This is a genomic window from Zobellia alginiliquefaciens, from assembly GCF_029323795.1.
Classification (GTDB): Bacteria; Bacteroidota; Bacteroidia; order Flavobacteriales; family Flavobacteriaceae; genus Zobellia; species Zobellia alginiliquefaciens.
Window position 1 is genome coordinate 863,836 of the sequence record NZ_CP119758.1, and the last position, 16,669, is coordinate 880,504.

Annotated in this window: 10 protein-coding genes; 3 read left to right on the plus strand and 7 right to left on the minus strand. The window is 40.9% G+C overall.

The window, feature by feature from the left end; translation table 11 throughout:
- The first annotated feature begins 220 nt into the window (after positions 1–220).
- The 3 genes from P0077_RS03610 to P0077_RS03620 are packed head-to-tail and all read left to right on the plus strand — an operon-like array spanning position 221 to position 6,548.
- Positions 221–4,396: a cache domain-containing protein gene (locus tag P0077_RS03610; RefSeq protein ID WP_276167797.1), complete on the plus strand. Its 4,176-nt coding sequence runs from the start codon at positions 221–223 to the stop codon at positions 4,394–4,396.
- An 18-nt stretch (positions 4,397–4,414) separates the two neighbouring features.
- Positions 4,415–5,188, plus strand: coding sequence for a matrixin family metalloprotease (locus tag P0077_RS03615; RefSeq protein ID WP_276167798.1), 774 nt, complete (start codon positions 4,415–4,417; stop codon positions 5,186–5,188).
- 31 nt (positions 5,189–5,219) lie between these two features.
- The gene (locus P0077_RS03620) at positions 5,220–6,548 is read left to right on the plus strand and encodes a hypothetical protein (protein WP_276167799.1); all 1,329 of its coding nucleotides are present in this window, start codon (positions 5,220–5,222) and stop codon (positions 6,546–6,548) included.
- 3 nt (positions 6,549–6,551) lie between these two features.
- On the opposite strand, the gene P0077_RS03625 is transcribed toward P0077_RS03620, so the two are convergent.
- The 7 genes from P0077_RS03625 to P0077_RS03655 form a co-directional block, all read right to left on the minus strand.
- Entirely contained in the window at positions 6,552–7,001 is a 450-nt protein-coding gene (locus P0077_RS03625; protein ID WP_276167800.1) for a hypothetical protein, read from the minus strand.
- A gap of 44 nt (positions 7,002–7,045) precedes the next feature.
- Complete coding sequence (locus P0077_RS03630) at positions 7,046–8,830, minus strand: amidohydrolase family protein (RefSeq protein WP_276167801.1); 1,785 nt, start codon at positions 8,828–8,830, stop codon at positions 7,046–7,048.
- Positions 8,831–8,842: 12 nt separating this feature from the next.
- Positions 8,843–11,602: a S8 family serine peptidase gene (locus tag P0077_RS03635; protein ID WP_276167802.1), complete on the minus strand. Its 2,760-nt coding sequence runs from the start codon at positions 11,600–11,602 to the stop codon at positions 8,843–8,845.
- Positions 11,603–11,626: 24 nt separating this feature from the next.
- Positions 11,627–12,643 (minus strand): peptidoglycan recognition protein family protein, encoded by a 1,017-nt coding sequence (locus P0077_RS03640; RefSeq protein ID WP_276167803.1) that lies wholly within the window; start codon positions 12,641–12,643, stop codon positions 11,627–11,629.
- Positions 12,644–12,685: 42 nt separating this feature from the next.
- Positions 12,686–13,441 carry a trypsin-like serine peptidase gene (locus P0077_RS03645; protein WP_276167804.1) on the minus strand — a complete coding sequence of 252 codons (756 nt, stop codon included), beginning with the start codon at positions 13,439–13,441 and terminating at the stop codon, positions 12,686–12,688.
- Positions 13,442–13,905: 464 nt separating this feature from the next.
- Positions 13,906–15,312: a TolC family protein gene (locus P0077_RS03650; RefSeq protein ID WP_349292973.1), complete on the minus strand. Its 1,407-nt coding sequence runs from the start codon at positions 15,310–15,312 to the stop codon at positions 13,906–13,908.
- Positions 15,309–16,664 (minus strand): HlyD family secretion protein, encoded by a 1,356-nt coding sequence (locus P0077_RS03655; protein WP_276167805.1) that lies wholly within the window; start codon positions 16,662–16,664, stop codon positions 15,309–15,311. The genes P0077_RS03650 and P0077_RS03655 overlap by 4 nt, the downstream gene beginning before the upstream one ends.
- Positions 16,665–16,669: the final 5 nt, after the last annotated feature.

Consider the following 16,669-nt stretch of genomic DNA (forward strand, 5'->3'; position numbering starts at 1 on the left):
TACAAGTTATACAACACTACAACAGTCAGGAAGCAAAATCGTTAATTTAGGATTTTACTTACCGAACGGTAAGCGCATTTTTACAACAAATAAAGGTTCCCTAAAAATAGAAACTGGCTATACACTGTCCTTGAAATTATTTTTCAATTGGTACATAGCTTAAAATACATGATGGCCTCCATTGTGAACACCTCATTTTCTAATTCTTATTGCAGAACCTATGCCCACTACTTCTTCTTTAGGAAATTCTTTACGTAGGCCCTTTACAGCAAATAAACGGCTCTTTACCCTGCTTACCGTAGCCTTTATAATTATTGGTGTTTTCTTTGCCATCTACTACTCTCATATTAAGAATAACGAACACCATTATCGTGAGTCTAAACTTCACAGTTTAGATGCCAATTTTGATATTATATCAAAACAACTTAATAACGATTTTCAGAAGTATTATGCTACGGAATACAACACTATTTCCAAAAGCAAAGAGGTAATTACTGAACTTAAATCAAAGAACAAGGAGTTAACGGACCTAAAGTGGAATGACCTATTGAAAACTGCCAATAAGATAACTCCATTAACTAGAGCCACAAAAAAAAGTGTATCAGAAAAGAAAGAAGACCAAGATTTAATAGATCAAGGAGATTCTATTACCAAGAACAAAATAAGGCCTAAAGTGTGGAATGCCCTTAAGCACAAAATAAGGGAGAGCACACCATTTGACCAGGAGTTTGATGAATATATAGTCATTTTTAAAAAAGCTCCAGAGCCTAACCAAAATAAACAAGGGGACTCCACCATTGAACTGAGTTCCCTAAAGGGGCGAATTATACTTCCTGACAGTCTTAATACGCTCAATCCCTTTAACATTGGCATGTCTATAGGCATTCCTAAAAACGATGAAGTTTATCAGCTTTTTGGGCGGAAATACGTCTATGAAACCCCTTTGGACTCCAATGTACACTATGATATTGAAATATATGGATTAATTGAAACGGAACGGTACAATGAGGCCGTCAGAAAATTAGACCCGTGGATAATTGCACTGTTAACCACCTTCTTATTACTTGGCCTTTTTGGAATGCCCTATTTCAAAATGCTCTTTATTGCCGAAGATGAGCGGCTATCCAGTAATGACGTTATACTATCCGGCATATCCGTAATTATTGGTGCCCCAATTTTAATACTTGTGTTCTTCTCCCTTATGAACCATTATTACGATTACTACTACAAGTTTCCAGACAGACTTGACTATTTCAGTAAAGAAATAAAAACTCGTTTTGAGGCTGAAAACACAAGTAATGTAACTTCTCTTTATGAGATGTCCTTATCAAACGAAGAACAAATTAGAGATACTCTAGCTAGCCTACAAAATAGCGATAGTATATCTGTTCCAATTTCAGAGGTGAATGGAATCTACCGAGAAAACCACAAGTTCATTTCTAAAATTGATACCACTACTGGGGAAGTAAAGTATCACATTAGGCTCATTGACAAAAACAACATTAAGAACACCACAAACCTCGGAAGCCGACCTTACTATACGGATTATGTTGATTCTAAAAATATCTGGTTTCAAAATACATCCGCCAACAAAATTAAATATATCATGCGGCCTGTGGTGTCCATTGAAGACCAAAGTGAAGAAGCCATCTATTTACTTAAAAACAAGCAGGACTCCATCCCGGGTTATAGGGTGGGTGCCGCTCAATTGAAGTCCTTGCATGAGGCCATTTTACCCTTTGGCTTTCAGTTTGCCGTAGTAGACGAAGATGGAGAGGTTTGGTTTCATTCAAAAAAAGGCAGGGCTACTTTAGAAAATTTTCTAAATGTAAGTCGATATAACAGTAAAATAAAGGCAGCCATGCAAGCAAGGATTAAGGCCAAGGGCATGGTAAATTATAGAGATGAAGGACAACTATACAGTATAAGCCCCATATCCAACACAAATTTAAGTGTAATTGTCCTTTATGATATTGCACTGCTGCGCACTAAAGTTTCCGAAGTTTTAGCCCTTTCCTGCATTGGTATTGTAATGGCCTTGATTTTAATATTGATTATTACCATCCTATCGCTCATTATAAGAAACCCTAAGCTAGGACTCTATAAATATGATCGCTTCTTGTTCGAGTTTTTAACTCCAAAAAAGTCCTTAAAAACCTCCTACATTCTTCTTTCGATAGTACTAATGGGGTTAGTTTCAATTGCTTTTTTAATCAGTTTTCACATAGGGGCCGTCACGGCTTACATCCTCTGTCTTCTTCTCGCCATATATGCTTACCTCATCATATTCTACACTTTGCATCCCTACAGAAGCAATGGCGATTTTAAGTTTAAGGTACGGGACCTTATTATAGTACTGGCCATAATTTTCCTCAATATCCTCACTTGTAAGGTAAACGATAATGAAGTGAACTATGTGCTTCCTTCCCTTCTAGCGCAAACCGTGTTATTAGTTTTTATCTACATCAACAAATCATCCAAAAACATAAAATTCGTTACCCCTCTCCAAGGCCAAGTCCATGCCTTTATACAGAACATTGGGAACTGGAAAGGTGGTATACGCATGGGTTACAGGTATTGGTATGCCCTATTTCTATTCTGTTGGCTGCTTTTATCTACCATATTTCCAGCGTATGTGATTTTTAAAAACGCCAAGATTTTAAACGATGACATATGGTCCAAGGCGAATAAAATTGATATGGCCAGACAGTTTGTGGATAAAGAAAAATTGCTTGAAACCAGTTTACCTGCCTTTAAAAATCAAAAAGAACAATTTAATCAACTTCACAAGGACCACTTAAAACTTGGTCAATATCACGAAACATTTGCCCTGGAGGAAATTACCGACGGCAAAACGCTTGGAGCCAATAAGAAGAATACATTCCTAGAGGATTTCCTCTGGCAAATACGGCCAACGTTTGACGTGCGCATCAACGAATTTCAAGGTATGGTCTATGACTATGCGCAAGATCTATCCTGGACCAGTAATAAAAATGAAAATACATTTCAAATTAATTATTTGGATAGCGATAAAAAGGTTGGAATTACTGAAAATGCTCCAGAAAACCAGAAACATCCGCTACCTATTAAATTCATTATTCTAGTTAGTATTGGAGTTGTCATCATATTGGCTGTTCTGTTTTCATTGATTCTGTTTTTTTCAGATCGTTTCTTTGCTTTCCGCTTTCGTCATTTAGAACCCAACGATTTCGACACAAATCAAAAAGAAGGATATATTGAAAAATTTGGGCAAATTCTCCACGATGAAAAATCCAACTCAGGGTTGCTTCTTATCGGACCGCCCTTTTGCGGAAAACAGACCTTTGCCAAAGAAATTCTAACGGATGCCGGTTACCAGAGCATAGCCACACTTTCTATGTTGCAACTAGAGAATATGCCAATGGAATCTGACATTGGGGACCACCTTGGTATTCTTTCCAGCAGCTATAAAAATGGACAAAATGATTTTCGTCATGAGGATTATGAAGCCTTCGTAATAGAGCATTTGGAACATAACATTAAATCATTTGATGCCAATCATACCAAACTCAGAGTTATCCTCTTTTTAATCTCTCAACGTAAACGTATTATTCTGGTCTCGGAGGTTTACCCCAGTCAGATTTTTTCCATGTATGAATCCGCTCAAGGAGAAGCCGAACATTCCTTGGGAAAACTTCAAGACGACTTTAATTCTTGGCGAAACATTTTAAGTGCGTTTCCCCAAGTCTTGATAGGTATCACTAAAAACACGGAAAAAGTAGTTAAGAAATTAAATTTCGGACTTACACGGAATCAGAGTCCATCCGCAGATGATATTTCCGTACTTACAGATGAATTGGGATATAGCAAATTTCTCCCCACTCTAGCACCTGTTATTTTGGTCAAGTCCCTTTATGACACGCCTCATACCGTAAACCAACCGCATCGCCTAGACCGGCAGCGCATGGTTATGCATACCCAAAATCTGGCCCATGGCTACTATAATGATATTTGGAACACCTTACCCACACGTGAGCGCTATCTGCTTTACGATCTAGCTAAAGATGGCTTTATGAACATAAAGAATAGAAACTCGCTCTTTTCACTCATGAAAAAAGGACTAATAGTATGGAACGACCGTCCTAAAATTTTCAATTACAGCTTTAAGAATTTTATAATGACCTCGGTATCACTAAATGAAGCCTTACGTCTAGAAAACAAAAACCGTGGCAAGGGTACTTGGGCCAACACCCGTATTCTAATTTATCTGGTCATTATAACCGTCATTATATTCATTGGTTTAGGAAAGCCGGAACTACTAAAAGATTTTGAAACCCTGGTGGGCACACTGGGCGGACTAGGCGTTTTAATCCCCCTAATTAGCAAATTATTGGCCTCTGGAGGTCAAAAATTATAATAACTAAATACACATATCATGGGAAAGAAAACAAATTCACAAGAGCTATTCGCTCAAAAAAGCAAAGAAGAATTAATGGAAAACGGGCAATCTGGCGTACACATGTACGGAGATAACTTTATTTGTGCCACGGACCGCTCGGGACATTCCACCCCGGGTGACCGATCTCCGCTTGAAATTTTGGTGGACGCCAGTGAAGGGTTCATTCCTCTTTGGGCACAACATCAGGTTTTACGTTGGACTTTTGACGAAACTGCCTTATATTATTATCAGAACCCTGAAGGTATAAAAACCTATGTTCGGGAATTGTTGGGTGAGGCGTTATTGGGTTGGGGCGATGCGGTACCCGTTCGTTTTAGTGAGAATGCGGACAATTCCGATTTTCAGATACACGTGTCGCCGTCCGATAATTGTAATGCCCACGGATGCGTTTTGGCAAGTGCCTTTTTTCCGGATAGTGGAAGACATCAATTGGTGATATATCCAAAAATGTTCGAACAGAGTAAACAAGAACAATTAGAGACCATGATGCACGAATTGGGTCATATTTTTGGGCTTCGCCATTTTTTCGCAAAAATCAGTGAACAGGCATGGCCATCGGAAATATTTGGCGAACACAAACCTTTTTCTATCATGAATTACGGTGCAGAAAGTATGATGACCGAAGAAGATATCAGGGATTTAAAAAAGCTCTATGAAATGGCCTGGAACAAATGTATAGTGGATATTAATGGTACACCCATTCATTTGGTCATGCCTTTTCATACCATCAACACGGCTGTTGTGGTATAACAGACAAAACTATATCCTAAAAGAACCCCTCATGAAAAAAATAATACTAATAGTATGGTTTATGTGCCTCTTTTATTCTTCAATTGAGGCACAGGAAACCATTACGTTCAAAGCCGATTTGGCAAAAAAAGAATTAGAACATGTAAGTACGGACGACCTTAATGCGAATGAGTTTTATGATTTAAAAATCTTAGGTATCAACACTGCCTTTGTTGAGATTGTGGTTGAAACTACGGATTACAGTTTAACCTCCAGCACACCGGATTTACTAAAATCGCTTTTACTTAAAATTCCTGATTCCGGTATTTTAGGTTTTATATCCCAAGAAAGTTCTGGCCCCAAATATAACCTTGTTTACAAGCAGGCGTTAGAACATGTTAAAAAACTCGATTCACTTACTGAACGTGCCAATGCCCTTTATGAAGTCTCCAATGACAATGCGGAATTTAGAACACTGGATATGGTGAAAGGCATTCAAAAGAAAGCTCAACTTCATTTACGGGAACTCAGCCAAGTTTTTAATAGAACTGCAGATATCCTAAAACCCAAAAATGTAGATTATGATGTCTTGAGAAACAATGTGGCCCAATCCTACCATTACATTCAAAGTGCAAAACACTATTATAAAACGCTGATCGAGAACTCTGACCTGAGTATAGATTCTAGTGTGGCCAATGAATTAATTCTATACTCTTCCTATTTGGAAGTGCTGAGCGAAACTATAGATTTGGAAACCAGTTTAAGGTATTTTGATTTTCTTGTGGGTTCTACGGAGATGAAGAACTACGAGCAATTTCCAGAATTACTAAAGGCATCTAAAGACGTTATGGAAGCAAAAATAACGCTGATCAATACGTTTACGAACGATACTATTTTTACTAAAAAAATCGACTTTTTCACAAAGAAAGGTGGTTTTAAGTTCGATTTTTCAACGGGATTCTTTTATAACAACCTCAACGAAAAGTCGTACTATTTGGAAAGTCAGGATGATGGCCGAAACCAAATATTGGAAGAAAACGGAAGTAATTTTGATGTTGCCATTGGAGCATTAGCTCATTTCAGTTATCAATTTAAAGCAGACCTACGAGGTGGACTGAACGCCGGCGCTGCGGTATCTCCTTTGGATGGCATTACCCGATATCTATTCGGGGCTGGAGTATTAATCGGCAGAGAGCAGCTCATAGGCATAAACGCCGGAGCTTCGTTAGCGCGACTAGATGTACTCTCTAATAGTATTGAAAGGGAAAATGGAAATTTGTACGTTCCAGCAGAATCCACCGCAGTCCCCACTTATAAAAAATCCGAATGGGGCCTCTATGTTGGACTTACCTATAATCTTACCCGAGAGCGAAAAAAATAAAAGTTACGTATCCAACTCCGGATACAATTGCTTTGCTTTTGCAGCAATACCCTGCAATTCGCCTGAAGACATTTCCATTTCCAGACCCCGATTTTCCGTTGACTTATTTTGACCGCCTTCCGCTTGCATGATCATTGCACCAAGAACGAGTCCCTTATTGTGCTCCGCTACTTTCTCGTCTTTGATTTTTTCCTTTTGTTCCTCTACTTCCTTCTTTTCGGTTTCCGCTTTTTCCGCTCGTTGTCGGTTCACTTCTTTTCCGAATAGAAACCCCACCGCGGCAAAAACAATGGCCTCTACCCCCGAAAACAAATAGATCAACCGACTCCAACTGGGGTCGCCACTATCTACCCTTCCTATTAAAAAATAAATAAAGAAGCCGTAGGCAATGAGCAAAGCTATAGCAATCACAAACTGCATATTAGCTATTGTAGTCACGTTATTCTTGTTCATCTTGTTTTTATTATTCTTAAGAGAAATTTTCTTTTGTCATCACATTAATCAACTAGCTCCACATTAGGTGCTTCATTGCTAGATATTATCCTGGAAAAGTTATCTCCCAAAAATTTTGACCCGTTTATATACAGTATCTTCCTCACCACCTTCTCCAAATCTTTTTTCTTCTTGGTAAATTCAAACAGGTCATTGGTACCCCCGTTTACTTTCTGATATTCCTTGGCAGCCACGGGCAGCCATTTCATCAAACAAGCTTCTAAATTTTTCAAATTTCTACTATCGCTACAAACTCTTAAGGGCTCAATAAACCCATCAAAATCACTACCAATGCAAATGTATTCTTCGGCTGAATCTTTATGTGAGGTCTTTAGACCGATAACCGCCAAAATATGAACGATATTAAAACAAAGACTCAATGGATGTAGCTCTCGTCGGTTCGGTTCTAGCCAAGACTCTTGGGCCCGTATTTCTTCGGCGGTAGCATACTCCAGAAGTCGTATACTTTTATAGGGAAAAAAATGGATGAAATCCGGAGTGGTCAGAAACTCACAATTATCCTTTTCGTTCATAAAATTGGAATCATAGCCCAAAACATCTACATCTAGACTCACACCTATAAGTCCTCCGCTATTGGCTATTTCAATAATATCCTCATCCATTAAATTAATCGTATTCGGATTGAAATTAAATCCCTTTTTATCATTTGCTCCCCAATAACCCGCTTCTTTTGGCCGGGTATACGTTTTGATGGTTTTTATACCTTGATCAACATGGTTTTTGCATTTTTCAACCTCAAGGTTATGTTTCCATCCATTGATAGAATAACCGGTTACCCCAACGTGAGACGCTATTAACGGTATTTTTTCAAAACCTTCTTTTCTTCGGAACTCATATAAATCTTCACGAGATTTTAAACTCAAATAGGTAACATCAATGAACACCGGAGCAGATTGCATGACTACTTCACTCTTACCTTTCTTTTTAGTGAGCGTTTTGTTATCAGCGTCTTCCGCTTCAATTTGCAACGTAGAGGCCCGTTTGATCACTTCTTTACCAAGCTCGGTCAACCCATTGCCAAATGGATAAAATGAAGGATGCTTCATAGATTTTGTTCCAAAAGCATGTGTAGCCAAATGTTGTTCGGGAATATGGGTCTGTTGAGCGAGCGTTAGATAAAGAACTTCTAATTTGTTCTCTCTCATTTTGTCAACCAACGACTCCAGAACATCGGCAGGGTTCTTAGATGGGATTGTACTCGGATCATAAAAATCACCCTTCGTAAAATTTTCAAACTTATCATACTCTAAAGCATTTCCTATTTTTTTCATACAAAGGTTATGTCCTCCTCCGATAGCAAAAACCAAGTTCAGTACAGATTCGTTGAGCTCGTGGGTATTATCCCGGTTTAGATATTTAATATCACATTTTTCCTTAAGGTCTATATACTGCTGTATTTCTTTAAGCAGCAGATTAAGATAAGATACCTTGCCTTCTTTGACCATCTCAAAATATTGATCGTCAATAGGCTTTTTCAGGCCACTTTTTAAAATATCGGTAAAGAAGCCTTTACTTGAAGCCATACCAAATTGCAAAGCGCTTACGGATGCTACCCCAAAACGAACCATGCCTTCGTTTAGATAATCAATACAACTTTGGCTCTCTAACTTTCTTAGTACCGTTTCGTTGGTATAATCTTTAAAATCTTTGGACATTGAGACCGGACCTACCAGGTCTTCAAGCCTATTCTTTGTGGATGGTTCTTTAGGTTTAAGAGCTAGATGGTTTTTAGCCAGTGGATGAATATGTAGGTCAAAGTAATTGTTCATGACATTGAATTTTTAGTTGAAACTTTCGAAGTATACTTTCAGTAATCTTTCGGTTTGATCTTCATCAAACTGATCATAGCTCTCAAAAACTTTATTTACCGGTCTTCCTGTCATGGCCGCTACACTTATCCGTGCTCTTTCGGTCAGCGCTTCCTGAGCCGTTGTACTTTCAAAACCAGGAGTTAATTTTTTCCTTGCCGTATTCCATAAAAAGTGTACCGTTTCCCGAACGCCCAAATCCCACTGAGCGGACTTTTCTTTACCACGATAGGCATGTTCCAGACTTTTAAACATCTCTTCAATTTCGTTTGGCTTGACGGGCATTTTTTCTTTCAGCAATTTTTCTACGTCTAAAATACCGGCACCAAATCGTTCTTCATCCCACTTACCGCCGTTATGGTTAGGGTCTTTTTCTGCGGTAGCCTTTACATGTTTTCTAAACAATTCAACAATTTGCCAGGGTTCTTTCACATGCTTTTTAAGAAAATCGGAATGCTGGGCTTTCCATAAAGCAGCAGCAGAGGCAACATGTGGCGTCGCATAACTGGTACCGGATCCAAAGACCATAATATCTTCTTGGCGTTTGTTCTTAAAAGGAACATACACATCTTCGCCGGGTGCAGCAATATCTACTGCCGGACCATACGAAGTATACCGCCAAGGCTCATTATTAGGATTTGTTGCGGCCACTGCAATCGTACCCGGATACACCGCAGGAGCAATTACGGATTCTACCATATTGCCCGCTGCACAGACCCAAATGATTCCCCGTTCATAGGCCGTTTTCGCAATACTATAAATCATAGGTCTCGGGTAACTGCCCATGCACATAAATATGATATCAGCTTCGGAGTTTATGGCTTGAGAAACCGCATTGAACAAATTCCGCCCTCTACCGATCAAAATTACCGATTTAGAAATCCGGTACGGAATTACCTTTACCAAAGCCTTGTCATCTTCACTGACCACCACCCCTTGGTTTCCATCATTTTTAATGGCACCGTTAGAACGTTTTCCAACTACAATACTTGCGGTTCGCGTGCCGTGGCCCGGTTGCCGCAATACCCCTACGCTCATTTCATCACGAGCATCTTCGCCATCAATAAAATCTTCGTCCTGCAGTAAATTATAACCGTCCATAACCTTGGAATGGTCCGTGTAGCCCGTGTCCAATTGAACGAGTTTTACGTTTTTACCGTTTGCCGCTATTCCGTCCAAGTTTACCTTAGACAATTTTACGGCTGCCCGGTTCCACTCTCTGTATTCTTGACTTTTTCCATTTTGGATCAGGTCTTTTACGAGATGGGCATTGGCCCATTTTATTTTAAAGTCGCCTTCACTTTTATCCCAATCCGCAGTCCCGTCATCCAAAGATTCCAAGCTCTCATTTCTAGACCATCGCCCGTAATGCCCCGGTTTAATATCCGTTGACATTTCTAGATCAGGAGTACAGGTTTCAATCTGTGGAAGTCCCTCTAGATCGGCGGCCACTTCCCACGGACTTTTTTCTGATTCTACATGGATGTAAAAAAAGTTGCGGTGCGCCTTTTCCGTGGACATGGGGTATAACGGTTCGCTCAAAACAAGCCCCGGCACTAAACTGCTGGCGTTCTCCTTCCAATCATTTTGCATCTCTTTTACCTCGGAAAGTTGAATCTCAAAATATTGGGTTTGCGTAGACGTGCTCTCTGAACGATTCATAACATACGGTTTTGATGGTGCGGTTCTATTTTCGGTATGAACAGGAGTTGAATTTGTATTTACATCTACAATACCCACCAAAGACGACTTGTATTTTTCCATTGTTTTGCTGACGGGAATTTTCGCAATCATAGTCAGAATACTGCTAATGCGAATGCCTTCGTTCCCCATCCAGTCTATCATATTATCCGGGTCTCCGGGTTGTACTACGGATCCGTCTTTTCTTAGCCATTGTCCGTGCCTATTTTTTCGGGGTACGGCGCTGTGGTGCAGGGCCACTACTTCGCCGGTTCCTAAACCAAGGACCATACTACCGGACGAACCGGGAAGTGTATCCGATTCGTAAATGAGAAAATCACCCTTAAGCACCAGCATGCGGATGTCTTTCATGACTATTTTCTTGTAATCCCCTTTCGGATGCTGCACGATTGCACAGTTCTCACCATCAATGATCTTACCCAATTTTTTATCCAATCGGGCGACAGGAAAATTACTGATGGGTGTGCCCTCATTCGAAACTTTCTCCACGGCAACAATAGTAAAATCCAGACCGCTATACGGGTCACCGGCATCTTTTTTGTAATGCGATGTCATAAAGAATTCCTCTGGCAATAGATTGAAACTTTCCGATTTATTAGGATTTCCAAATTGATCTAACTCGTAGTTGAACTGAATGGTAGAATTGCTTGCCGTTTCCGCAGTTCCCAATACATGGTTGTTGGTAAGAATGAGGTTCGGGGCGATTAAAAATCCAGTACCGTGACCTGTGTTGCCCAACCTGGAATTGGTGGTGATCCTACCCACGGCCCGAGACAGTTCTACGATACGCTGAATAATACGAATATCCTGAAAATTGGCTTCCCCGTTAATGCGTTCCAGTGCCTGAAGTTCCGCTGTTCCTTCTCGGGAAATACGATTGGACAATCGCTCGGTATCGGTTTGAATTTCAGATAGTTCTACTTTCCCCTGGCGTACATGGGTGATATCCGTTTTTATGCGATCGATGTCGTTTAGGACACTCGCATAATTTGAATACGACTCTTCGGCCAATTCCCTTAGTTTATCATCCATGATTTGCTGCGTTACAAGTGGTTATTAATTGTCAATCAACTCTAAATCCTCCGCATAATTTTCCAATACGGCTTTGTTCAATTCGTTGGGAGCTCCCATAGTCACAGATTCGAGCTCTGCGTAATCCAGTTCAAAATTTTGGTATGCGGTATGGAGTCCGTTCAACATTTCTATGAACTCGGGTTGCGGAAAGCAATCCGTTTTATCCGTTCTTACATTGCAGTGCGTCCATATGCCCGGTGCGCCGTTTTGGGCTTCTTCACTTATAGCAAACCAAGAACTATCGTATTTGAGGTTTTTTATGGGAATGTCAAAAATTGTAGCCAGTGTGAGGATCAATCGCTCACATTCTTTGATCTGTTTATCGGTGTATTTTTGAAAATACTGATGCCCTCTCCACGGCGTATTCAACTGACAAACCTCAGACTCCGGCACGGCTATTTTCTTGGAGTTACTCTGAAAATAAAACTGACCGTCACTGCTTTTTTTCAAATGCCCCAATGAGCAGATTTCAATACCTATAGATTTTTGGTTGAGCAGTTTATTGTTTTTTAATTTAGTACCTAAATGATGCGCCCAATACATCTCATTGAACGCTCGGTACGTGACCCCATCAAATAGATCATCGCCTTCCAAGGACTTTCTACCGATAACAAAAGAGGTGCCTACCCTATTTAAAGTCCCCGGTTTATTATCGTTTTCCCACCAACCAATGGTATAATCAGGTCTGTGCAATCCTGCCGTATGGTGTAAATAGATGGTGTCTTTCTCCGTGTAGTCGTGCATCCACTCATCATCTTCAAGGATATAATCTGTGGTGCCCCAGCCAAAATCATAGCCGGTAAGCATTAATTTCTGCCAAGTGTTTTTGCCTACAATTCCATCTACACCTAGAAAATTGGCACGTTGAAACTGTACCACTTTATCATGTGTAAGTGCATCAAAATCCGAAGAAATTTCCAGTGGATACCCTGACCGCCCCAATAGTTTTTTCAAGAATGAAACGGAGGAATCAAAACTGCCTTTACGCAATGTTTTCATACTTTTTGTTTTTGAGATTAGAAATGAGCTATGCCTACGGGTTTACCAATTGGCAACCCCGTCAATAAATTCCTGATACAGATCCGAGGACTTGTTAGGGCAACCTCCATAGTTGTGAATGCCAACACCAATACACCTGTTCCTCAAAAGCGGACTCCCACTTTGCCCTCCAAACGTATCCGCTTGGTATAAAAACCGGCCGTTCTGTTTCACCAATGTATCGGACATTTTATATTGAAAAATACCATTATCGCGATCCGCAGGATACCCACAGATTTCACCAATATTGGGGTCTTCCATAGCTGGAGTAATGAAATGGTTATGGCATACCGGTCTATTCAACTTAATGGCACCCATATCATATCGTGTGGAGGAATCATCTATCCATCCTCTAGTGGCCATCAATTCTGTAGCCTCGTACCTGCCGTAGGGTTCCGAAAACCCGCATTTACCGGGTATCACAATAATAGAAGTTTTCCATCCGCCAGTGCTTTTTCCGTACACGCAATGGCCAGCCGTGTACAAACGGTCACCGGCCACCAACCAACCAGAACCCACATAATTGAGACCGTTTGCCGCTTTCATGTACAGTTTGCAAATGGCCATATAGGGCATTTGCAAGGTTGCCAATACTTTTTGGCGCTGGTCAATTCCGCAAACGGATTCGTTAGATAAATCTTCGTCACGCTCGATCCATGATTGTAGGGTGATTTCTTTCTCGTCTATGGGTTGTTTTTCATCATTCATTCGGTGAAAAACAAGCTCTTTTTCTCGTTCAGGTGCTAATACTTCTGCCATAACTATATCGGTTTTTTTAATGAACTTGCTATGATATGCCCGTAACTACGAGCCTCGCAAAACATCTAATCTCTGGGGGAAGTGGTGCCCATCTTGAACATGATGTTCAGAACAAGGCTAGATAGGTATACAATTGCAATGCGAAAAAAATGTCTTTCTGACGGGGGAAGTTCTTGAACCAAATACTTTTACCTGCCAAATTACAACTCAATTTTGGCAGGATGCATTAGGTAAGTACGCCTTAAAATGTGCTTACTTTATCTTATATAATAAATCTACTAACCAACTGAGGTATAGCCAGTTTAAATTGTATAAGTGGTATGTATTTATGTATAAATGACAGATTTATCCTATAAAATATTTCTGTTATTTCGATTAAGAGAATGCTGAACTAGAATTTAAAAGAATTAAAAGCCCAGTTCAAGAACCGAATATTTGAATAGCCAGAAATCAGCAACCCGCAATTACAGATTTTTAGGGTTGATACCAATAGAATTAAAAAGCTTCGCTTTGGCGGAATAAAATTTGTTCTGCACGGCATTTCTTTTCAACTCGGCGTCTATGAGTTTGCTTTCCCGTGAATTGACCAAGAACAAAGAACTCTCCCCAAAACCGAACTTCCGCTCTTCCGCCGAAACCATGGTGCTGTAATTGAACACCACATCATCTATTAAAATATTTTGTTTCTGGAACGATTCCAGCTCGCGGTACAGACCTACAATTTTGTTTTTGATGCGTATTTCGGCATCGTCCAGCTCAAACTCGGCATTCTCTAGTTTTAGTTTTGCCAGTTTTAGGTCGCCTCGTTCTTTCCTGAGAAAAAGAGGCAAGCTAAAGGCAACCCCACCTTTATAGGCTTCGGTGGTATAACTGGAAATATATTCCGGTTGCTCGGTTAGAAAATTATACTGCAATTCTATTTTGGGCAACAGTTTATTCGCTTTTAGGCGCTTTGCGACGGTGAGCTCATCCACTTTATATTCTAGCGATTTCAGTTTCGGGTGATTTTCCATGGTAAAACTGTCCAAGGGCTTCCCCATAATTTCCAGGGTTTTGTCAATATCACCGCTTAAATCGGTTTCTGGAATTACATGGGCTTGTAGTTCTACGGGCAGGTTATCGCCCATCCATAGAAAATTGGAAAGCTCCAGTGCACTTTTCATAAAACGCACCTTTGCCTGCTCTAGGTTCAGCTCTCGATCTTGCATGGCAATTTTGGCCTCCACGGTATCTATCGCGGCCACTTCACCTGCTTGCGCACTCTTTTTTACCGCTTCAAAACGGACGGAGGCATTCGATAAAAAATCTTGGTACACCTGCGCATCTTGGTACGCGTGCACCCAATCAAAATAGGCCAATGACGCCTCAAAAAGAATAGCGTTTACCTGCAAATCCCGCTCTACGGCAGAACGCTGTTTAAAAATTTTCGCCTGTTTTAAGGTGGCCATACGCTCATTTATCCAAAGCCCCTGCCCTACGGACACGGATACTCCGGCACTATAGAGTCCGTCTTCCGGCACTGTACTTTCCGGGTTCAAATAGGTGCCCTCGTTCTGTTCAAAATTCCCTTTTAGCTCCACACCGTACCAAGTAGGAATCTTAAAAGTGGCATTCAGGCGGTCATAATATTCCGTGCCCTTAAATTCCTTGCGGTCATAATCTACTTCTACTTTTGGGTCAAAACCACCATGTGCGCCCATAAGCGTGGCCTGACCGATATCAATATTCAATTGGGCCTGTTTAGCGATCGGGTGGAACTTTTTTACGTACCCCAGATATTCATTAAAACTTAAAAGTACCTCTTCGGTTTGTTGGGACTGCAAACCGCCATAACAAAGAACGAAGAAGCAAAACAGTAATTTCCTCATCATTTTGTCTTTTTTGAGTCCGTTGTTGTGGGCTGATAATAGTTAGGCGGAAAACCGTTGATCTGTCGCCATAGTTCATACCAAATAGGCACATCGTCCAAAAGTGAAATGGTAGTGGCGCCTGACCCCACACGAATATTCTCCGGCCACGGCTCCGCTTCAGGGTCCGAATCCGGTGCTACCAACACCCGGTATTTTCCGTTGACATCTATAAACGTTTCCACAGCTACAATTTCACCGCCAAAAGTACCGTAGGAGGCATTGGGCCAACCGCTGAATACAATGGCGGGCCAACCGTCAAACTGAATGCGGACTTTCTCCCCCACATGCACCAAAGGCAAATCCAAAGGCGCTACAAAAGTCTCCACGGCCATATCAAATTCGGAAGGCATAATGCCCACCAAACGATCGCCTTCTTTAAAACTCTCGCCAATACCGCCTTGCACCGCTTTGTTGATATATCCGTTCTGGGGCGCTTTTATATAGTACATACCGGTACGCACCTCATAATTGGCATACTGGTTTTGCAGTTTGCTCACCTGTGCCTCGGAATCAAACTGGTTGGACTTTGCGGTAAACATATCGCTCTCCGCTTTTGAAATCTTATCCGTGTACGATACCCGCACCCTATTGATTTCCATTTCGGCATTGAGCACATCGTTTTTAGCGGCCAGCAGCTTATTTTCTTGGGAAATCAGCTTTGCTTGGCTCTCTTGCAATTTTAATCGTTTTTCCTCCACATCGGTCATTGCTTTTAGGCCTTCGCTCTGTAGTTGCTCGGTACGCCCATATTGCCGCTCCGCAATGCTCAGGTTGGTACGTGCCGCTTCCAGATCTATGCTATCGCTCTTTACTTTTAACTTGGCCTGTAACAATTTGTTCCGTACCTGTTCCAGCTTCAAATTACGTTCGTTGCCCAAGGCCGCAATCTGGTTGTTCAATGACTTGATCTTACTCTGGTAGGATTCAACGGATCTATTTTTTGCCTGTATCTGCTGGTCCGTTCGCTCCATCAGCTTGGGATCAAAATACTCGTTTTTCACTTCAGAAATATGTAAGATGGTATCTCCCTTTTCCACATAATCCCCTTCCTGAACATACCACTTTTCAATACGGCCTGGAATGGGCGATTGTATGCTCTGCGGCCTGTGCTCCGGGCTTAAGGTGGTGAGACTACCGGTGCCACGCACACTTTGCGTCCACGGTAAAAAGAGCAGCACAAAAGCAAAAAGTGCCGACCCTAATAAAAAGCGGTTAAAATGCTTGTAGTGCCGCTGATGAAAAACACGTTCGGTAGATTTAAACCCGTGCAGTTCTATTCTTTGGTTCAGTGGATTTTTAGATATATTCAGCATAGCAT